Genomic DNA, 20,008 nt, shown 5'->3' with positions numbered 1-20,008 from the left:
AGCAAGAAGAAGATCGAATGGGGAAGTCAAATCCGTTCATACGTGTTTCAGCCGTACACCATGGTCAACGATCATCGGACCGAAACCAAGGTGACGGACATACAGTCGGTAATGGATGGTGATCTTGACGACTTCATCAAGTCCTATCTCCTTCAGACATCTACAGCGTAGCTCAACGAAAGACCTGGTAACTGATGGCGCAGAAATACGACTTTCTTGTACTCGGCAGTGGAATTGCGGGTCTATCGTTCGCATTGCGCGTGGCTGAACACGGCACGGTTGCCGTTATTACCAAGAAGGAGTCGGCGGAGTCGAATACCAACTATGCGCAGGGTGGAATCGCAGCCGTACTTGGCGAGGGCGATTCGGTTGAGAGCCATGTTCAGGACACGCTGATTGCCGGGGCCGGGCTCTGCGATCCTGCGATCGTGGAGATCGTCGTACGTGAAGGCCCCGAGCGGGTCAAAGAGTTGATGACGCTCGGCGCCGAGTTCTCGCATCAGAACGGGCGTTTGCATTTCGGCCGCGAAGGCGGCCACTCGGCAAACCGTATTGTTCATGCGGCGGATACGACGGGCAGAGAGGTGGAGAGTACCCTGCTTCGCCGAATCAACGAGCATCCGAACATCCAGTTGTTCGAGTACCACTTTGCCGTGGAGCTTATTACTGAGCACCACATGGGGCAGCACGTGAGCAAGCTTCGACAGGACATGCACTGCTACGGAGCCTATGTGTTGGATGAGGAGAACGATCGGGTCGAGACCGTTCTGGCAAAATCGACATTGCTCGCCACGGGTGGCTCGGGCCGAGTCTATCTGCACTCAACAAATCCGGCCATCGCGACGGGCGACGGTGTTGCGATGGCATATCGGGCCAAAGCCAGACTGGAAAACATGGAGTTCGTCCAGTTTCACCCGACGAGCCTCTATCACCCCGAGGCAGACTCGTTCCTCATCTCGGAGGCTGTTCGTGGTGACGGCGCCGTTCTGATGAACGTCGATGGCGAGCGCTTCATGCCGAGTTACGACTCCCGCGCTGAACTGGCACCGCGCGACATCGTGGCGCGGGCGATAGACGACCAGTTGAAGCAGCGCGGTGACGACTACGTCTACCTGGATATTTCTCACAAACCCTCACAGGATATCCTTGACCATTTCCCCAACATCTACGAGACTTGCCTTGGCTTCGGAATCGACATCACGAGCCAGCCCATACCTGTCGTGCCGGCTGCGCATTACCAGTGTGGTGGTGTGAAGACGGATGCGCAGGCGCGAACGTCGATCTCGGGGTTGTTTGCATGCGGTGAGGTCGCCTGCACGGGTCTTCACGGCGCGAACCGCCTCGCGTCAAATTCACTGCTCGAGGCGCTTGTGTTCGGGCACCGGGCAGTGGACACGGCCGTGAAATACGCAGCGAGTGTTTCCTGGAGAGAAGATATTCCAGAGTGGGATGACAGCGGCACCGCGCACCCGGCGCAGTGGGTTTTGATATCGCACAACCAGGATGAACTTCGTCGCGTGATGTGGGACTATGTCGGCATCGTTCGGTCCGTACTACGTCTCGAGCGAGCAGAGCGTCGCACCAAGCTCTTGTACGAGGAGACAGAGGCGTTCTACCGGCGTTCGCGAGTATCTGCGGGCCTGTGTGAGCTCAGGAACATGATCGCCGTCGCTTTCCTGATCATACGCAGTGCCCAGATGAGGCGTGAGAGTCGCGGCCTCCACTTCATGGTCGACTACCCGGAAAAGGACCCGTCGGAAAAGCGACCGACACTCGTGTAGCCGACCGCTGCGACTCGCCCGCAACTGCGGCCGGGACGATCCCTGCGTGAAACCTATTCTTTTTGGTGCAGTTTGTACCCTCAAGCGGCGATCGTTTGCGCCGCTATGGGCGGCAAGTGTATATTTGTAGCCTGTGGAAGGGGGGCGAATGGAGCGTAGCCGCCCTTTTTTGTTGGTGTGTTCGCGAGCGAACGCCCGTCCCTTCATGGATCGGGCGTTTTTTGCAGACGAATACTTTGAAAAGGTGCTGACGGATGCCGATGGCGGTGTCGGAAAATATTACGGAACGCATTACAACGATCGCCGAAGAGGTGGCCCGGGAGCCACTGTACGTTATCGAAGTGTCGGTGCGAGGCCAGCAGGGCTCGCACGTCGTGGATATCTATGTCGATTCGGATGAGGTGCTGACGATCGAGAGCCTGGCCAAAGCCAGTCGCGAGATCGGATTTCTTCTTGAAACGCAGGACGTAATAGATGGGAAGTATAAGCTGAATGTTTCGTCACCTGGCGTTGATCGACCGTTGACGATACCGCGGCAGTACGCAAAGAACGTGGGTAGAAAGGTCGTCGTAAGATGGAGAGAACCGGGACAAAAACCTTCGCGGGGCACCATCATTCACGCCGACGACCAGGGGTTCGAAATCGAACTGGAGAACAGAGAAACAAAGAGCATCGCATATGGTGACGCGAAAGAGGTTAAGATTCTACTTCCGTGGTAGATCCGACCTCACGCGCCACCCGTAGCGTGCGGAGCAAAGCGAGTATATGCAGAGTAGTGGTCTAGTATCATCTTTTGCCGAGATTGCAAGAGAGAAGGGGATTGATCGGGACGTGCTCCAGCTCATCATGGAGGATGTCTTTCGAGCAATGATCCGAAAGCGCTATGGCGCCGACGATGCGTTCGAGATCATCATCAATCCCGACAACGGCGACATCCAGATTCTCCACATTCGCGAAGTGATTCCCAACATGGATCTTGAGGATCCAGTGACGCAGATCGAAGCCAAAGACGCTGTGGACTTCGACCCCGACTTCGAGGTTGGCGACGAGGTAGCCAGCGAAGTCAACATCACTGACTTCGGCCGACGTGCCGTGATGATGGCCCGCCAAACGTTCAGTCAGCGGATCCGGGACATCGAGAAGGAGAATGTATTCTTCCGCTATACTGACCTCGTCGGCGAGATCGTTGTTGGTGAGGTGTATCAGACGCGCCGCCGCGAGGTGCTCGTAATACACGACAAGGTCGAGTTGATTCTGCCCCGCGAAGAACAAATCTACAAGGACAGGTATCGCAAGGGCGATATGCTGCGAGCGGTCATCAAGGAAGTGCGTCGGGACGCGGGCAATAATCCACAAGTCATAGTCAGCCGAGCGGCACCGTTGTTCATGGAACGCCTGTTCGAGCTTGAGGTCCCCGAAATTGATGAGGGGATAGTTGAGATCAAGAAGATCGTACGCGAGCCCGGTGATCGCGCCAAGGTCGCGGTCGTCAGCCACGACGAAAGAATCGACCCTGTCGGTGCCTGCGTCGGGATGAAAGGTTCTCGTATTCACGCCGTGGTCCGCGAGCTGGCGAACGAGAACATCGATGTTCTTGAGTATTCTGAAGATCCGCACCGTCTGATTACGAGTGCGCTTTCACCTGCTCATCCAATTTCCGTTTCGACGAACGATGAGTTGAATCCTCCTCGTGCGAAAGTCGTCGTCAATGCCGAAGAGGTAAGCAAAGCCATTGGCCGAGGTGGAATAAACATCCGACTCGCTTCCATGCTGGCCGGCTATGAGATTGATGTATACCGTGAAATCTCGGCTGACGAAGAAGATGTCGACATGGCTGAGTTCGCGGATGAACTGACTCCCGAGACTCTACAGCGTCTTCGGGATATCGGCTGTGATTCCGCCAAGGCTGTGTTGGAGCTGTCGAAGGAGGAGCTCATGCGGAGGGCAGTGGTGGACGAGGAACTTGCAGTCCACATTCTCAGGGTGATACGGGCAGAGTTTGCTGACGAAGAGGACGAAGAGGAGGAGGATTTTGCGGAGATAACCGAGATAACGGAGATAACGGAGAAGGCCGAGACGGAGGAGAAGGCGGAGTCGAAGGAAACGGAGGAGACGGACGCTAAGGCGGAGAAGGAAGTGAAGGCGGAGAAGGCGGCGAAGAAGGAGAAGGCGGTGAAGAAGGAGAAGGCCGAGACGGAGGAGACGGAGATTGAGGAGGAGAAGTCCGAGGTTTAAACAGACCGCTGAGGTCTTTGGCAGAAAGCCAGGTTAGAACTTTTTATGGCGACTGAGTCGAAATTCAAGAAGAAGAGACTGTTCAAGGTTTCGCGCGAACTGAACGTGTCCGTCGACACGATCGTTGATGACCTGAAGACGGCCGGCTTCACAAAGGCGATGACCGGTAGTGGACTGAATGCAGCCATTACCGACGAGGAAGCGTATGCCTTCCTGCTCGAGACCTACGCTGAGGATCGCGCGACCGCCGAACGAGTCAAGAAGAAGAGGTTGCAGCTCGCAGAGGAGGAGGGTGAAGGGGTTGACGTTGACGGAGAAGTCATCGCCGTCGAAACGCCCGAACCTGAAGAGGTTGTGGAGACTCAGGAGATCGGCGAGATTCTCGATGAAGAAGACGACGTTGCATCGATTCCTGATGAGGACGATGTGGCTGTTGATGTCGAGCCTGAGGTTGCGGTTCCGACGGACGAAGTCGAGGCTGTGGAAGTTGAACCGGAAGCGGATGTTGCCGAAGTGATCGAGGCCGCAGTCGAAACGGACCTCACCGCGGCAGATGTCGAAGCAGAGACCGTTGCCGTTGCGGAAGACGTCGTGGCCGATGCGGAAGTGCTCGATGTGGATCTGGTGTCCGACGATGTGGAGGTGGACGAGGAAGATGACGACACTATACTCGCGGGCCGCTACAAGCTTCAGGGAACGAAGATTCTCGGCAAGATCGAGCTTCCCGAGGATGCCATTGCCGACGCCGGGAAGCCTCGACGCAAGCGTAAAAGGAAGAAGACTGAGCCTGCCGAAAAAGGGACCGTTCGGGTCCGCAAGGCCGCTGATGACGACGTCGGGAAGAAGAAGAAGAAGGGGAAGAAGCGCGGCGCATCGGTAGACGAGGCCGAGGTCGAGCAAACCTTGCAAGAGACGCTTCGTGAACTGGAGCAGGGTGCCTCGCGAGTGCGCCAGCGGCGTCGTCGTCAGAGAAGGGAGCAGCACGCGGCGGATCGCGAGCGCGAACTGGCCCAGCAGGAAGAGGAGGCAGGTATTCTCAGGGTGACGGAGTATCTCTCCACGGGAGAGCTGGCCAATTTGATGGACGTACCCGTAACGGACGTCATCAAGACCCTGTTTGGAGCCGGAATGATGGTCTCCATCAACCAGCGGCTGGACGCGGATACCATCACGTTCGTCGCTGATGAATTCGGCTTCGAACTTGACTTCATCACAGAGTTTGCTTCAGATGATATTCAGATAGAGGAAGATGCACCGGAAGATCTGGTGGAGCGTGCACCCGTTGTGACCGTCATGGGTCACGTCGATCATGGAAAGACGTCGCTTCTCGACCTGATTCGAAGTGCGAACGTCGTCGCTGGCGAAGCCGGAGGCATTACCCAGCACATCGGAGCATATAACGTAGAGCTGAAAAACGACCGCCGCATTACGTTCCTCGACACTCCCGGCCACGAGGCGTTTACAGCCATGCGGGCCAGGGGCGCGAAGGTGACGGATCTCGTTATTCTCGTTGTTGCCGCTGACGATTCCGTCAAGCCGCAGACGATCGAAGCCATCAACCACGCGCGTGCAGCAGAAGTCCCGCTGGTTGTCGCGATCAACAAGATCGACAAGGGTGATGCGAATCCCCAGAAGGTCATGCAGGAGTTGGCTGATCAGAATGTTCTGGTCGAGCCATACGGGGGGAAAGTCCAGTGTTCGCTTGTGTCCGCGAAGACAGGCGAAGGAGTAGAGGAATTGCTTGACAAGGTGTTGCTTGAGGCCGAACTGCAGGAGCGCAAGGGCAACCCCAATCGAAACGCGATCGGTACCGTCATCGAGAGCCGGATGGACCGAGGTCGCGGTGTAGTTGCGACCATTCTTGTTCAGAACGGGACGCTGGAGGTGGGCGACACGTTTGTTGCCGGTGTCTACAGTGGACGCGTGCGAGCAATGTTTGACGAAAGAGAGAATCGTATTGAGCATGTGGGTCCGTCGAAGCCCGCGCTCGTACTTGGTTTTGACGGTTCGCCGGAGGTAGGAGACCAGTTCATCGTTCTTGATGACGAGCGAGAAGCGCGTGAGATCGCCCAGAAGCGGCATCAGATTCAACGTGAGCAGTCGCTGCGCCAGCGGAAGCACATCACGCTGGATGAGATCGGAAGGCGCCTCGCACTCGGTGATTTCCAGGAGCTCAACCTGATCGTGAAGGCCGACGTAGGAGGATCGGTGGAGGCCCTGTCTGACTCCCTCCTCAAGTTGTCGACCGAGGAAGTTGCTGTCAACATCATTCACACTGGCGTTGGAGCCATTACGGAAAGTGACGTAATGCTCGCCTCCGCCTCCGACGCCGTCGTCATTGGCTTCCAGGTTCGCCCGATGCCGACCGCGCGTCTGCTGGCCGAGCGCGAGGAGATCGACATCCGTACGTACTCGATTATCTACGATGCGATTTCGAATGTCCGGGACGCACTCGAGGGTCTGCTTTCGCCGGAGAAGAGCGAGAAGACGCTCGGAAATGCAGAGATTCGTGAGATATTCAAGGTGCCGAAAGTGGGTACGGTCGCAGGCTGTCTCGTGACGGATGGCAAGATCAAGAGAAGTGATCGTGTTCGACTGATCCGTGATGGAGTGGTCATTTATGAGGGCACTCTTTCTTCACTGAAACGGTTCAAAGACGACGTCCGTGAAGTGCAGAGCGGTTTTGAGTGCGGGATCGGTATGGAGAACTACGACGATCTCAAGGTCGGTGACCAGTTCGAAGCCTATGAGATCATCGAGACGGCCAGGAAACTCGAGGCCTAGGCAACAAGACCGCGCCATTCCATTTGGCGAAACTGGTGGAGAAGGATGAGTGTTCGGACCGAACGCGTGGCTCGATTGATGCAGAAGGAAGTTGCAGACCTTCTCAATTCGTCATTCTCGGAGCAGATTGGGCCGATGGTGACGATCACGGGAGCTCGGGTTACGAAGGACCTGTCAATCGCATACATCCACTTCAGTGTGCTGGGTACATCCGAGGAAGAGCGACGTGCAACGTTTCGCCACCTGGAAGAACTAACTCCGCAGGTACGCATCGCGCTTGCCCGGCGCATCAGACATCAGGTGCGGAAAATCCCTGAACTCAAGTTTTTCCTGGACGAAACGCAGCAGACAGTTCAGCGCATTGAGGGCCTGTTCGACAAGATCCGGGCTGAGCGCCAATCTCGCGGAGAAGACAGCTAGTCGCATGAGCCTGCGAAATACGGCACCCGGCAAGTTGTCCGGCGAGGCTCTGAACCTGGCTTCAACCGTTATCGACCGATTGAATCGCGGCAAGGATCTCTCGAATGCGGTCGTTCTTGTCAACAAGCCGGGCGGCTTCACCTCGTTCGATGTCGTTCGACTGCTCCGTCGCGTCGCCCGAACGCGCAAGGTCGGTCACGCGGGCACCCTGGATCCAATGGCCACCGGACTGCTTGTCTGCATGACCGGTCGATCAACGAAGCTATCGCGGTTCTTCCTTGAGATGGAAAAGGAGTACTCCGGTACCATTCGACTGGGAGAGACGACCGCCTCGTATGACGCAGACTCGCCGGTCGACCGCGTCGTCGACGCTCATCACGTTACGCGCGACGCAATCCGGGCTGTCACTTCCACCTTTCTGGGTGAAATCATTCAGCAAACGCCGCCGTATTCAGCCGTGAGGGTGGAAGGCAGGCCCCTGTATGAGCGAGCGCGGAGAGGTGACCTCCGAAGCGGTCCGCCCAGAGTGGTCACGATCCACTCGTTCGATATCGTTGACAAGCGCGGGGCCGATGTCGACTTTCGGATGTCGTGCTCCAAAGGGACTTATGTCCGCGCGCTGGCCCACGACCTGGGCGAGCAGCTCGGCGTCGGAGCCCACCTGATTCGGCTGCACCGCGATCGCATCGGCGACTATTGTGCTTCGAATGCCTTGACCGTGAATGATCTTTCAGACTATGCCGGAGACGACCCGTTCAGGGATTTGAGCGAGAGCAGAGACCATGCGAGTTGACCACTTCCCGCGGAATGTGCAACTCGAGAAACACGGAGTTGTAACGATCGGCGTCTTCGACGGCATCCACCTGGGACACAGGTCGATTCTCGACCGAGTTCTTGATCGCTCGTCTGTCATCACGGGTCTCAGCACGCTCGTGACGTTCAATCCGCACCCGAGAGAGATTGTGTCCGGTGATATTGTGCCTCTCCTCACGACCTTGAACGAGCGTATCGAATTGATCCGGCAGACCGGCCTCGATCGAGTTGTCGTGATTCCGTTCGACGATGAATTTGCAAGGCTATCTCCTGATCAGTTTGTCAGGGACGTTCTTTGCGAGCGGATCGGAATGCGTGAGCTGGTGATCGGATACGATCACGGGTTTGGCAAAGGACGTAGAGGTGACATTGCGCTACTCCGGACCCTTGCCGAAGACCTGGGCTTCTCGGTAATCGAACTGTCGGCGCGAATGACGGACCACACACCGATCTCCTCGTCGGCAATTCGGCAGATGCTTCATATAGACGGCGACGTGGAAGGCGCGGCTCTGCTGCTTGGGAGGCGATACTCCGTCTCAGGGGAGGTCGTGAAGGGCGACGGGCGAGGGCACCTTATCGGGTTCCCGACGGCGAACATATCCCTGGGCAATCGGCGCAAGCTCGTTCCTCAGCGAGGCGTATACGCGGTCAAGGTGATCATAGCAGACTCGGCCACTCCGTTCGACGGGATGATGAATATTGGCTTCAGGCCGACGTTCGACGGAGCCGGTATGAGGCTGGAAGTTCACGTGTTCGACATGGACCGGACGCTATACGGACAATCCCTTCAAGTAGAATTCGTCGAAAGAATTCGTGATGAGCGCAAATTCGACGGAATGGAAGCCCTGAAGGAGCAACTTAAGGAGGATGAGTTGCGTTGCAGGCGGGCACTTACCAGCGTATCTTAAAAAATTAGGCCGAGCAGGCATACGCTCCGGAAATATCCGGCGCGTTGTCTTCTTTAGCATGGTATTAATCTAAAGAGGATAATCTCACGTGATAACGAAAGAAGGAAAATTGGAGCTTGTCGGCTCCTTTGGCAAAAGCGAAACGGACACCGGTTCGGCGGAGGTCCAGATTGCCATCTTTTCCGAGCGGATCAAGGCTCTTACAGAGCATCTTCAGCGCCATCCCAAAGATCACTCGACACGCCGCGGCTTACTTAAGCTCGTCGGTAAGAGGCGTCGGTTGCTCAACTACCTGATGGATAGAGACATATCCAGGTACCGAACGATTATTGAGCAGCTTGGAATACGAAAGTAGATTCTGCGTCGGCACCTCATTCCCGGGGTGCCGTCGTTTTATGCGTCGATAGAGACAGCGCGTCTGGCTTCACGGAGATTCACAAACTCCTGGACTGCCACACCCGGGGTCGACATTCGACCGAAATGACCTGATTGGAAGAGGAGTAGAAATGTCGAAAGCAACACTGAAACAAGTTGAATTTGCGCCGGGGAAAGTGATTTCCCTTGAGACCGGTCGCCTTGCAAGGCAGGCCGGAGGTGCCGTAGTAGCACGCCTTGGTGATACCATGGTGCTCTGTACGGCTGTGGCTACGGACTACGTGAGGGAAGGACAGAATTTCTTCCCATTGACCGTAGACTACCGAGAGAAATTTTCGTCCGCAGGGAAGATACCCGGCGGCTTTATCAAGCGGGAAGGACGGCCGTCCGACAAGGAGGTGTTGACCTCGAGGCTTGTCGATCGAGCCATTCGGCCGCTGTTCCCCGATGGCTTCTTCAACGAAGTCCAGATCATCTGCTACGTGATTTCGGCGGATGACGAGAATGACGCTGATGTTCTTGCCGGACTGGCCGCGTCTGCGGCTCTGATGTTAACCGGTGCGCCATTCCAGGGGCCAATCGCAGAGGTGCGTGTTGGCCGGGTGAACGATCGGTTCATCATCAATCCGACTATAACCGAACTGGCGGAGAGCGACTTCAACCTTATAGTCGCAGGACGCAAGGACGCGATAGTGATGGTCGAGGGCGAGATGAACGAGGTGTCGGAGGACGACGTTCTCGAAGCACTCGATGTTGCCCACGACGCTATCCGTCTACTCTGCGTGGCCCAGGACGAACTTGTTCAGGAGGCCGGTGTGCCGAAGCCACTCGAGTACACATCGGTGTCTGTTCCTGCTACCCTGGTTGATCGCGTTCGTGATCTCGTCGCGCAACGCATCGACGAGCACATTCGTCGGCCTTACAGCAAGGACGAGTTCTACGGTGGGATATCAGAAATCAAGGATTGGACCCTGGATCAACTTCTCGGTGCCGAAAATCCTGAGGCGGGAAGTTCTCGCGCCGATGCGACCGATGACGGATTCACGGCCGGGCATATCAAGCAGGCTGTTGGGGTCGTGGAAAAGGAAGTGATGCGTGAGATGATTCTCAGCGACCAGCGCCGGATCGACGGAAGAGGGCTTACGGAGGTTCGTGACATCTGGTCCGAGGTTGGATATCTCCCTCGCGTACATGGCTCAGCGATCTTCACGCGTGGAGAAACGCAGGTACTTGCGTCGGTTACGCTTGGAACCAAAAAGGACGTGCAGCCTGTCGATCAGGTGTTTGACACGAATGACAAGCGTTTCTACCTCCACTATAACTTCCCGCCGTTCTGTACGGGCGAGGCGAAGTTCCTTCGCGGCTCGACGAGACGCGAGATCGGCCACGGAATCCTGGCGGAAAGAGCTCTATCGCGCCAACTGCCGAGTGTAGAGGAGTTTCCGTATACCGTACGTCTCAACGCAGACGTCCTGGAGTCAAACGGTTCGTCGTCGATGGCATCCGTTTGTGCCGGTACTCTGGCTATGATGGACGGAGGCATCCCGATTCGCAAGCCCGTCTCCGGTATCGCCATGGGTCTTATTTCAGATGGGAGTCGCACAGTGATCCTCAGTGACATACTTGGCACGGAAGATCATCTGGGTGATATGGACTTCAAGGTCACGGGCACTCGAGACGGAGTTACCGCATGCCAGATGGACATCAAGATCGATGGTCTGTCACGGGACATCATGCGGAACGCACTGCTTCAGGCGCGCGAAGGTCGTGACCACATCATGGAGCGGATGCTAGAGACCCTACCTGAAGCCAGAACGGACCTGTCGCCGCATGCACCGCGATTGACGCAGTTCACGATTGATACGGACTACATCGGCGCGGTGATCGGGCCCGGCGGTAAGATCATTCAGGGATTGCAGCGAGATACCAATACGATCATCGAGATCGAGGAGCGCGACGGACTCGGCTACGTGACGGTGGCCGCGACAAACAGCGAAGATGCCGACAAGGCCATCAACATAATCCGCAGCATAGCATCCACACCGGAAGCCGGTCAGGACTACGTGGGGACCGTGCGCAACATCCAGAGTTTCGGCGCCATCGTCGAGATTGCTCCTGGGAAGGAGGGGTTGCTGCATATCTCAGAGCTTGACTACGGATTCGTGGACAATGTCGAGGATTACGTCGCTGTTGGAGACGAGGTGACTGTGAGGCTGGTTGAGGTTCGAGATGACGGCAAATTGCGACTTAGCCGCAAGCCTTTTCTCGAGAAGCCTGAAGGTTATGAGGAGCGCGAGCAGCGTCCACAGCGAAGTGGTGGCGGCGGTCGGAGTGGCGGCGGTCGCAATGGCGAGCGTCGCGGAGGCGGAGGTCGTGGCCGACGTGACAACCGTGGCGGAGGTAATCGCAACTGATCGTTCGACGTAAGGGGCGGCCGTGTCCGCCCCGATGCTTGCGGGAGTCAGGTCTGAGTGATGAGCGGTAACAGGCGACGCGCGATAGCCGAAGACCGCGCCTCATTTACGCGTACGATGCTTCCTAACGGAGTTCGCGTCGTCACTGAGATGATTCCCTCTGTGCGCTCCATTTCGGTTGGCGTCTGGGTTTTCACGGGCAGTCGGGATGAACCGGCCCGTCTCGCCGGGATCAGCCACCTGATTGAGCATATGGTGTTCAAGGGCACGACTCGACGCCGAACACATCATATTGCTCAGCGTCTCGAATCCGTCGGCGGCTACCTGAATGCGTTCACCGGCAAGGAGTACACGTGCTTCTTCGCACGAGCGCTTGACGAACATCTCGACCGGTCCATTGACACTATCTGCGACCTCGTACTAAGGCCCAGCTTTCCGGCCACGGAACTCGTCAAGGAGAAGGATGTGGTGCTCGAGGAAATGAAGATGTATGACGACACTCCCGAGGACGTCATCTTTGACCACTTCGAGGCTGCGATATACGACGGCCATCCTCTTTCGCGTCCAGTAATAGGGACTCCAAAGTCCGTCAAGGGAATTGGTCGCCAGAATCTGCGAGACTTTGTAGAACGCAACTACAGCCCGAATCGCATTGTTGTCGCGGTGGCCGGCAACGCAGAACATTCACACGTTGTTCGACTCGTTCAAAAGGCGTTCTCAGGCTCCCGAAGAGCTCGACGGCCGGTCCGGCGAAAGAAGGTCGTTGCATATACCCCGGCCGAGTCAATCGTTGAGCGTCCCATCTCTCAGGCGCACCTGGTCCTGGGAACCCGGAGTCTCGGCGCACGCGATCCGGGACGCTCGGCGCTCGTGGTTCTGAATACGATTCTGGGAGGCGGTATGTCGAGCCGACTCAATCAGAACATCCGCGAGAAGTACGGCTATTGCTACCAGATCTACTCGTTTCTGAATATTCACTCCGACTCGGGTGACTTCGGCATCTACATGGGGACCGACCCCTCGAAAATCGACCGTGCGAAGAAATTGATTTTACGCGAGGTTGATCGCCTTTCGCAGACTCCCGTCAGCGCAAGAACGCTGTCACAGGCCAAGAGTCAGGTGAAAGGCTCGATTATGCTCGGCCTGGAAGGCATGAGTAATCGAATGATGCGACTGGGTAGACAGGAGCTGTTCTACCAGCGATATTCGACACTTGACGAAGTGATGAATGAGATCGAATCGGTGACGCCGAACGACATCCAGCACCTCGCGCAAACGGTACTACCGGCAGACAAGTTCTCAACCGTCGTAGTCAGCCCGACCGAAGACACGATCTAGAAACCCCCGTCAATGAAAGTATTAGTCACAGGCGGCGCAGGCTTCATTGCCTCGCATGTCGCGGACGCTCTCGTCGGCAATCGACACGACGTTCATATCCTGGACGACCTATCGTCTGGAAAGCTGGAGAACGTACCTGCCGGTGCGACCTTTCACCAGATGGACATACGAGACCCGGGTGTTGGCGACCTTTTTGCCGAGCACAGGTTCGAAGTACTTGTTCATCATGCCGCGCAAATGGATGTAAGGCGATCCGTCGCCGACCCTGCCTTCGATGCCGGGGTCAACCTGATCGGTTTCCTGAATCTGATGGAGAGCGCGCGGAAAGCTGGGCTGAAGAAGGTGGTCTTCGCGTCAACCGGCGGCGCGATATATGGCGAGCCGGAGTATGTCCCGCAAGACGAGAAGCACCCACTAAAACCCCTGTCTCCGTACGGTATTACGAAACTGTCCACAGAGAAGTATCTCTACTTCTATCAGCAGGAATACGGGATACCGTTCGTAGCGCTCCGGTATGGAAACGTGTATGGACCGCGACAGAACCCACATGGAGAAGCGGGGGTAATTGCCATATTTATTAACCGACTACTCGCCAACAGCCAGGCCGTGATTTATGGAGACGGCGAGCAGACACGCGACTACGTCTACGTCGGCGACGTGGTGCAGGCCAATATGGCTGCTGTTAAGTATGACGGGTCGGGCATCTTCAACGTCGGAACGTCCATTGAGACAAACGTGAATCAACTGTTTCGACTCCTGCGTGACGAGATTCGTCCGGAGATGCCCGAACGGCATGAGGAAGCACGACCGGGCGAGCAGCGTCGGAGCGTACTCGACTACAAACACTCTGAGCAAGTGTTGGGTTGGGCGCCGACTGTATCTGTTGAAGACGGACTCAAGGCAACGGTCAAGTGGTTTCGTGCACGCGCGGTCGACGCTTGATCTGACTGACGACAGTACCTCACAATCTTATGTATCAAGTTCGACTGGATCAGTTTGAAGGTCCGCTGGACCTGCTGATGTTTTTCATTCAGCGGGATGAACTCGATATCTACGATATCCCTATCGCACAGATCGCGGACGAGTTTCTGGAGTACGTCCGTTTGCTCGAGCAGATAGATCTCGACGGTGTCGGCGATTTCCTGTACATGGCCGCCGTACTCATAAACATCAAGGCGCGGATGCTTCTGCCGTCTCCCGAGGTTGATGATGAGGGTGAGCCGATCGACCCGAGAGCGGAGCTGGTTGAACGACTCCTCGAATACGTCAGGTTCAAGGAAGCAGCGGCGGGCTTGTCCAGCCGTTTCGAGATGCGATCGGAGCTCTTCACGCGAGGTGAGGCATCCGGTGAGTCGGCCTTCAAAGTCGACGCACCGCCCGTTGTGGAAGAAGCTTCGATATTTGATCTGATATCCGCGCTACGCCGAGTCCTCACTGAAGCTGCTGACGGACCGGAGCATGAAATCGAGGCCGAGGTATATTCGATTGATATGCAACGTCAATACGTGCGAGAGCAGCTCGAGGAAGTGAGCAAAGTGTCCTTTGTGACGCTGGTCGCGAAACGGTCCAAAGCCTTCATCGTCACCACCTTCCTCGCGGTACTTGAAATGGCACGCCTTGGCGAAATCGTATTGAGAATGGCCGGTGACGTGGACGATTTCTACCTTCAGGTGGCCGAAGCCAGCGATCTGTAAGTCCGAAGACGGATCAACACAATCGGAATATGAATATCGAGACGAATGGCAGTGACTCCGGGATAGATCTGGATGAACTCGCAATGATGACCGAAGCGCTCATTTTTGGTGCGGATGAACCGGTCGGGACGGAAACGATTGTGGACGTGTTTGTCCGCGTCCGCGGCGGTTCACGTCCAACAATTGCCGAAGTCGAAGCGGCCGTTGACAGGCTCAACGCAGGCTTCGAGGCCGGTGGCAGGTGCGTCCGAATCTACGAGTGGGCAGAAGGGTATCGCATGGCGACAACGCCGGAAGTCGCACCATATCTCAAAGTGTTTCTTGATCAGAAGATGACGCGGCGTCTCTCAAGATCTCTGCTTGAAACACTGGCCGTCGTGGCCTACAAGCAACCCGTAACGAAGCCCGAGGTTGACTTCGTCCGCGGCGTAGACTCGGACTACGGCCTCCGCAAGTTGATGGAGCTGGACATGGTGGACGTGATCGGGAGAAGCGATGCCGTCGGTAGGCCGCTGCTCTACGGAACGAGCAGGACCTTCCTGGAGAAATTTGCGATGAAAGGTCTTGACGACCTTCCAAACCTGCGCGAAGTAGAGGAGTTGTTGAACGATCCGTCATTCAATACCGAGAGAGCACGCCTTCTCCTCCGCGATTCCCTCATGGGACTTGAAAGTGATGTGGCACCCGCGGGTGAGAGCACTGAATCCGCTATCGATTCGGCCGATTCAGGCGTGCCAGGGGCTCCGACGACGAACGGGAATGGACTGGCCGAGGAATGATGGCCAGAAAGTCCTCCAGGCGTCCTGAACGAAAGCGAAAGCCAGACACGGAGTCGGATCCCGGCATCCCTCCGGCGAACAACGTTCGGCTCAACCGCTTCCTCGCCATGTCTGGAGTTTGCTCTCGACGGAAGGCCGACGAGATGATCACGGCCGGACTCGTACGAATTAACGGCAACGTTGTCAGTCAACTGGGGACACGTGTCTCGGCGGGCGACAAGGTCGTCGTCAACGGGAGGCTAATCTCGCCGACAAAGCACACTCATATCCTCTTGAACAAACCCCGCGATACGATCACGACTACGTCGGACGATCGGGGTAGGGCAACTGTCCTCGACCTTGTCACCATTGCGGGGAAGGAGGATATGGGCCTGTTTCCTGTCGGCCGTCTCGATCGCAATACGACGGGAGTGCTCTTGATCACAAACGATGGGGAGCTGGCGAATCGGCTTATGCACCCGCGGTATGAGATCGAGAAGCTGTATGTGGTTCGTGCCGACCGGCCGGTTGAAGAGGTAGATTTTGAGCGCCTGCGATCCGGTGTGGACCTGGATGGTGAACTCGTGCAGGCCGATCAGGTGACCTTCGCGGACCCGGCGGATCGGCACATCGTCGGGATTTCCCTCCATGAAGGGCGGAATCGGCAGATTCGCCGGATGATGGAGGCCCTCGGATATGAGGTCAAGAAGCTTGAACGCGTCAGGTATGCGGGGCTGACGACCAGTCGCTTGCGACGGGGTCGGTGGCGGACGCTGGAGCCGTTCGAGGTTGAGGGGCTGTACAGGAAGGTCAAGTTGAAAACGAAATAGCGGATTGCGCGTTTATTGCCGACACGCATATCGGTGACACAGCTCATGTATTCAGATTTGGCAGACAAAATCCGCGGCGACGGTCTGACATACGACGACGTGCTGCTCGTACCTGCACGCTCCTCTGTCATGCCTCGCAGTGTATCGACGCAGACCTTCCTGACACGACGCATCGAGTTGAACATACCACTCGTTTCGGCTGCCATGGACACGGTTACGGAAGCTGGAATGGCAATTGCTATCGCACGCGAGGGCGGTGTGGGTGTCCTGCACAAGAACATGTCGATTGTACAGCAGGCAGATGAGGTCCGGCGGGTCAAGAGATCCGAGAGCGGCATGATACTGGACCCGATCACACTGAGTCCCGAGAGTACGGTAGGCGACGCCCGCCAATTAATGGCCCGATTCTCGATCGGCGGTATTCCCGTTGTCGACGAAGTCGGACGCCTCATCGGAATCGTGACGAATCGCGACCTGCGGTTTCAGCATGACAACACGGTCCGGTTGTCCATTGCGATGACGTCAACGGGATTGATAACAGCGCCGATTGGCACGACGCTGCAGACGGCCGAAGCCCTCCTGCAGGAACACAAAATTGAGAAATTGCCGGTTGTGGATGAGACCGGACTGTTGCGGGGCCTGATCACGTTCAAGGATATCCAGAAGAAGAGACAGTTCCCGAATGCCTGCAAGGATGAGCATGGCCGACTCAGAGTTGGCGCGGCCGTGGGCGTGACGCCGGATCTTCTCGAGCGGGTTGAGGCCATCGTGGAGGCAGGTGTCGATTTTCTCACCGTCGACACGGCCCATGGCCATTCCGAGGGTGTCCTCGAAGCCGTGTTCAAGGTGAAGAGCGATTTTGAACACGTGGAAGTAGTTGCGGGCAACGTGGCCACGGCCGAAGGAACTGCAGACCTTATTGCGGCCGGTGCGGACGCGGTCAAGGTGGGCATTGGACCTGGTTCAATCTGCACGACACGCGTAGTTGCCGGAGTCGGGGTTCCGCAGCTCACAGCAATCATGGATTGCAGTGCGGTCGCGCGGGAGCATCAAGTTCCGATCATCGCCGACGGTGGGATCAAGCAGACGGGTGATGTACCGAAGGCGATTGCCGCCGGCGCGAGCTGCGTCATGATTGGAGGGATGTTCGCGAGAGTCGAAGAGAGTCCCGGTGAGACCATTCTGTACGAGGGTCGGAAGTACAAGTCGTATCGGGGAATGGGGTCGCTTGGCGCGATGCAGCAGGGTAGCAAAGACCGCTACTTTCAGGATGCCGAGGACGATATCCGGAAACTGGTACCGGAAGGAATCGAAGGTCGGGTTCCATATAGCGGGACGCTGAGCGAAGTCGTCTACCAGATTCTGGGTGGCCTGCGATCCGCGATGGGCTATACCGGCTGTGCCACGCTGACCGAACTTTCGGACCGGGCACAGTTTGTCCGAATTACGTCATCCGGCGTGATGGAGAGCCACCCGCATAACGTCGCGATTACGAAGGAATCACCGAACTATACGTCGCGATCCCACTAGCGAAGCTCCTGTTCATGAATCGTATCGCCGCCGTTCGCGATCTCCTCGACGAATCGAATGCGGTGGGGATCCTGATCTCTTCGCTTCCGCACATCCGCTGGGCCTGCGGCTTTACGGGTTCAAACGCTGTCGTGTATCTCGACCGCGATGACGGATATCTGATCACCGATGGCCGCTACCGAGAACAGGCCCGTGTCGAGGTCGGCGACCTGAGTATTCATATCGCGGAATCAGACCTCATCGCGTTTCTCACTAGCAGCGGTTGGCTGGCAACACGAACTACCATCCTGGTTCAAGGTGAGCACCTGTCCGCGTCGAGAATGGATCGGCTGCGAACGTCCGCCAGTGCAACCGACTTCCGATTGACAGAGGGATTGCTTGACAGGTTGGTGGCGGTCAAAACAGATCACGAAGTCAATCTCATCAGAGCGGCTCAGCAGATCACGACGGACGTGTTTCGTGATCTCGTAGACTGGATTGTCCCGGGACTGACGGAGAAGGAGATCTCCGCCAGAATTATTTGCGAGCACTTGAGGCGGGGCGCCGACGGCATGTCGTTTGACCCGATCGTTGCCTCCGGTCCGAACAGTGCGCTGCCGCATGCGAGACCTGGCGATCGCAAGATCCGACACGGAGACGTCGTGGTGCTTGACTTTGGCTGCAGCCTTGAGGGCTACTGTTCCGACATGACGCGCACCATCGCCGTCGGTGAGCCGGGCCCTGAGGCTGAGCAGGTGTTTGCAGTCGTTCGAGATGCACAGCAGAATGCGATTGGCGCTGCGCGCGCAGGTATGGTCGCAAAGGACCTTGATGGACAGGCCCGCGATCACATCGATCGCAATGGATTCGGGTCATACTTTACCCATGGACTTGGCCACGGCATTGGAATGCAGGTCCACGAATGGCCCCGCGTATCAGCTCGCAGCAACGAGAAACTCCCGGAAGGCGTGGTGATTTCGATCGAGCCAGGCGTATACATTCCGGGCAAGTTTGGTATTCGCATCGAAGATCTTGTCCGACTGGAGTCGGGCGGATGCACCAACCTCACGAACGTGACTACACAGTTTCTTCGCGTGCAAGGCTGACGCCCAGTCAGGCCGGCCGCGAGGACGGCAATGTCAAGGAATCTAGATAGATTCAGAAATCTCCACCATCGTACTGCATCACGTGACGGACTCAGGCGGAAAACCCAGACGGCACGTCCTCTTCCTGGCGTACTATTTTCCTCCGCTGGGACTCAGTGGCGTGCAACGGGCGTCAAAGTTTGCCAAGTATCTTCCCGAATACGGTTGGGACGTCACGGTGCTCACAGCGGAGCCGCGGGGTTACTTCGCATACGATGATACGCTCCTGGAGGACCTGGCACAGTCCGGCGTTAAGATCGTCCGAACCAGATCCCTTGACCCGACGCGGCTGTATGGTCGCGCACGTGTCGTGAATCTTCCCCGGGAGTCACGGAGACGATGGGCGAGCGCGCTTACAAACATCTTCTTCGTGCCCGACAATAAGATCGGATGGTTCTTATCGGGCAGGAAGGCCGGCCTGGCATCGCACTCCGAGCACGCGTTCGACGCCGTGCTTTCTTCCGCTCCTCCCTACACATCGCACCTCATGGCTGCGTCAATTTCGCGAAGACTCGAACTTCCGCTCGTGCTGGACTTTCGTGACGACTGGGTCGGTAATCCGCGGCATACGTATCCGACCAGGCTTCACAGGCAACTTCACGAAAGACTTGAACATCGGGTCGTCAGAAGTGCGAGCGCGACGATCACGATTAACCGGATCATCGCCGATAGTCTGGATTCGCGGTGCCGGGCGAGAGGGATCACAGCGCCGATTCACGTGATTCCGCAGGGTTTTGACCCAGAGGATTTTTCCGACCAACATGTGACAGATCGTCCCATGGACAGCCCCGTATTTCGTTTCCTCTATTCAGGCATTTTCTACGACGCGCAGACGCCGATACCTTTTCTGAATGGTCTGAGGTTGGCCCTCGAGCAACGACCCGAACTTCGCAGTCAGATCGCAGCTGACTTCGTTGGACTTGTTCCGGACGACTTTCGGAAGTTCGTGGACGGGGCAGGCCTTTCGGACGTGGTAAACTATCTGGGATACGAATCGCATTCTG

At 56.8% G+C, this 20,008-nt stretch carries 18 protein-coding genes; all 18 read left to right on the top strand.

Annotation, left to right across the window (positions count from 1 at the left end; genetic code table 11):
- Window positions 1-171: peptide chain release factor 2 (locus tag HKN37_16000; GenBank protein NNE48155.1), on the top strand; the 171-nt coding region annotated here is incomplete at its 5' end.
- Between the two features lie 23 nt (window positions 172-194).
- Window positions 195-1,781, top strand: coding sequence for an L-aspartate oxidase (gene nadB, locus HKN37_15995; protein NNE48154.1), 1,587 nt, complete (start codon window positions 195-197; stop codon window positions 1,779-1,781).
- Between the two features lie 260 nt (window positions 1,782-2,041).
- Entirely contained in the window at window positions 2,042-2,500 is a 459-nt protein-coding gene (locus tag HKN37_15990) for a ribosome maturation factor RimP (GenBank protein ID NNE48153.1), read from the top strand.
- 46 nt (window positions 2,501-2,546) lie between these two features.
- Window positions 2,547-4,016 (top strand): transcription termination/antitermination protein NusA, encoded by a 1,470-nt coding sequence (gene nusA, locus HKN37_15985; GenBank protein ID NNE48152.1) that lies wholly within the window; start codon window positions 2,547-2,549, stop codon window positions 4,014-4,016.
- A 45-nt stretch (window positions 4,017-4,061) separates the two neighbouring features.
- Window positions 4,062-6,800 (top strand): translation initiation factor IF-2, encoded by a 2,739-nt coding sequence (infB, locus tag HKN37_15980; protein NNE48151.1) that lies wholly within the window; start codon window positions 4,062-4,064, stop codon window positions 6,798-6,800.
- Window positions 6,801-6,845: 45 nt separating this feature from the next.
- The gene (rbfA, locus tag HKN37_15975) at window positions 6,846-7,220 is read left to right on the top strand and encodes a 30S ribosome-binding factor RbfA (GenBank protein ID NNE48150.1); all 375 of its coding nucleotides are present in this window, start codon (window positions 6,846-6,848) and stop codon (window positions 7,218-7,220) included.
- A 4-nt stretch (window positions 7,221-7,224) separates the two neighbouring features.
- A complete protein-coding gene (gene truB, locus HKN37_15970) occupies window positions 7,225-8,013 on the top strand; it encodes a tRNA pseudouridine(55) synthase TruB (GenBank protein NNE48149.1) in 789 nt (262 codons plus the stop codon).
- Window positions 8,003-8,941 (top strand): bifunctional riboflavin kinase/FAD synthetase, encoded by a 939-nt coding sequence (locus tag HKN37_15965; GenBank protein ID NNE48148.1) that lies wholly within the window; start codon window positions 8,003-8,005, stop codon window positions 8,939-8,941. The genes truB and HKN37_15965 overlap by 11 nt, the downstream gene beginning before the upstream one ends.
- Window positions 8,942-9,032: 91 nt before the next feature.
- Complete coding sequence (gene rpsO, locus HKN37_15960; GenBank protein ID NNE48147.1) at window positions 9,033-9,296, top strand: 30S ribosomal protein S15; 264 nt, start codon at window positions 9,033-9,035, stop codon at window positions 9,294-9,296.
- 151 nt (window positions 9,297-9,447) lie between these two features.
- Window positions 9,448-11,730, top strand: coding sequence for a polyribonucleotide nucleotidyltransferase (locus tag HKN37_15955; GenBank protein ID NNE48146.1), 2,283 nt, complete (start codon window positions 9,448-9,450; stop codon window positions 11,728-11,730).
- Window positions 11,731-11,790: 60 nt separating this feature from the next.
- Window positions 11,791-13,068 (top strand): insulinase family protein, encoded by a 1,278-nt coding sequence (locus HKN37_15950; protein ID NNE48145.1) that lies wholly within the window; start codon window positions 11,791-11,793, stop codon window positions 13,066-13,068.
- 12 nt (window positions 13,069-13,080) lie between these two features.
- Window positions 13,081-14,010, top strand: a complete 930-nt coding sequence (locus HKN37_15945; protein NNE48144.1) for an NAD-dependent epimerase/dehydratase family protein — start codon at window positions 13,081-13,083, stop codon at window positions 14,008-14,010.
- Window positions 14,011-14,039: 29 nt separating this feature from the next.
- Window positions 14,040-14,762, top strand: a complete 723-nt coding sequence (locus HKN37_15940; protein ID NNE48143.1) for a segregation/condensation protein A — start codon at window positions 14,040-14,042, stop codon at window positions 14,760-14,762.
- Window positions 14,763-14,791: 29 nt separating this feature from the next.
- On the top strand, window positions 14,792-15,541 hold the full coding sequence (scpB, locus tag HKN37_15935) for an SMC-Scp complex subunit ScpB (GenBank protein NNE48142.1): 750 nt from the start codon (window positions 14,792-14,794) through the stop codon (window positions 15,539-15,541).
- Window positions 15,541-16,350 (top strand): rRNA pseudouridine synthase, encoded by an 810-nt coding sequence (locus tag HKN37_15930; protein ID NNE48141.1) that lies wholly within the window; start codon window positions 15,541-15,543, stop codon window positions 16,348-16,350. The genes scpB and HKN37_15930 overlap by 1 nt, the downstream gene beginning before the upstream one ends.
- Before the next feature lie 45 nt (window positions 16,351-16,395).
- Entirely contained in the window at window positions 16,396-17,880 is a 1,485-nt protein-coding gene (guaB, locus tag HKN37_15925) for an IMP dehydrogenase (protein ID NNE48140.1), read from the top strand.
- Window positions 17,881-17,894: 14 nt separating this feature from the next.
- A complete protein-coding gene (locus tag HKN37_15920) occupies window positions 17,895-18,965 on the top strand; it encodes an aminopeptidase P family protein (protein ID NNE48139.1) in 1,071 nt (356 codons plus the stop codon).
- Window positions 18,966-19,047: 82 nt separating this feature from the next.
- Window positions 19,048-20,008 (top strand): glycosyltransferase (locus tag HKN37_15915; GenBank protein ID NNE48138.1); only part of this gene is annotated, 961 nt, incomplete at its 3' end.

The organism is Rhodothermales bacterium (assembly GCA_013002345.1).
Taxonomy (GTDB): Bacteria; Bacteroidota; Rhodothermia; order Rhodothermales; family JABDKH01; genus JABDKH01.
Note: the sequence above shows the minus strand (reverse complement) of the source record. Positions and strands in the feature narration are given on the sequence as shown.

What these genes read in the sequence shown, in the direction of transcription:
- HKN37_15950 (NNE48145.1), top strand. Translation starts at nt 11,791, where the DNA reads ATGAGCGGTAACAGGCGACGCGCGATAGCCGAAGACCGCGCCTCATTT.
- infB (NNE48151.1), top strand. Translation starts at nt 4,062, where the DNA reads ATGGCGACTGAGTCGAAATTCAAGAAGAAGAGACTGTTCAAGGTTTCG.
- HKN37_15945 (NNE48144.1), top strand. Translation starts at nt 13,081, where the DNA reads ATGAAAGTATTAGTCACAGGCGGCGCAGGCTTCATTGCCTCGCATGTC.
- scpB (NNE48142.1), top strand. Translation starts at nt 14,792, where the DNA reads ATGAATATCGAGACGAATGGCAGTGACTCCGGGATAGATCTGGATGAA.
- HKN37_15940 (NNE48143.1), top strand. Translation starts at nt 14,040, where the DNA reads ATGTATCAAGTTCGACTGGATCAGTTTGAAGGTCCGCTGGACCTGCTG.
- truB (NNE48149.1), top strand. Translation starts at nt 7,225, where the DNA reads ATGAGCCTGCGAAATACGGCACCCGGCAAGTTGTCCGGCGAGGCTCTG.
- rbfA (NNE48150.1), top strand. Translation starts at nt 6,846, where the DNA reads ATGAGTGTTCGGACCGAACGCGTGGCTCGATTGATGCAGAAGGAAGTT.
- HKN37_15965 (NNE48148.1), top strand. Translation starts at nt 8,003, where the DNA reads ATGCGAGTTGACCACTTCCCGCGGAATGTGCAACTCGAGAAACACGGA.
- HKN37_15990 (NNE48153.1), top strand. Translation starts at nt 2,042, where the DNA reads ATGGCGGTGTCGGAAAATATTACGGAACGCATTACAACGATCGCCGAA.
- nusA (NNE48152.1), top strand. Translation starts at nt 2,547, where the DNA reads ATGCAGAGTAGTGGTCTAGTATCATCTTTTGCCGAGATTGCAAGAGAG.
- HKN37_15955 (NNE48146.1), top strand. Translation starts at nt 9,448, where the DNA reads ATGTCGAAAGCAACACTGAAACAAGTTGAATTTGCGCCGGGGAAAGTG.
- HKN37_15930 (NNE48141.1), top strand. Translation starts at nt 15,541, where the DNA reads ATGGCCAGAAAGTCCTCCAGGCGTCCTGAACGAAAGCGAAAGCCAGAC.
- nadB (NNE48154.1), top strand. Translation starts at nt 195, where the DNA reads ATGGCGCAGAAATACGACTTTCTTGTACTCGGCAGTGGAATTGCGGGT.
- HKN37_15920 (NNE48139.1), top strand. Translation starts at nt 17,895, where the DNA reads ATGAATCGTATCGCCGCCGTTCGCGATCTCCTCGACGAATCGAATGCG.
- guaB (NNE48140.1), top strand. Translation starts at nt 16,396, where the DNA reads ATGTATTCAGATTTGGCAGACAAAATCCGCGGCGACGGTCTGACATAC.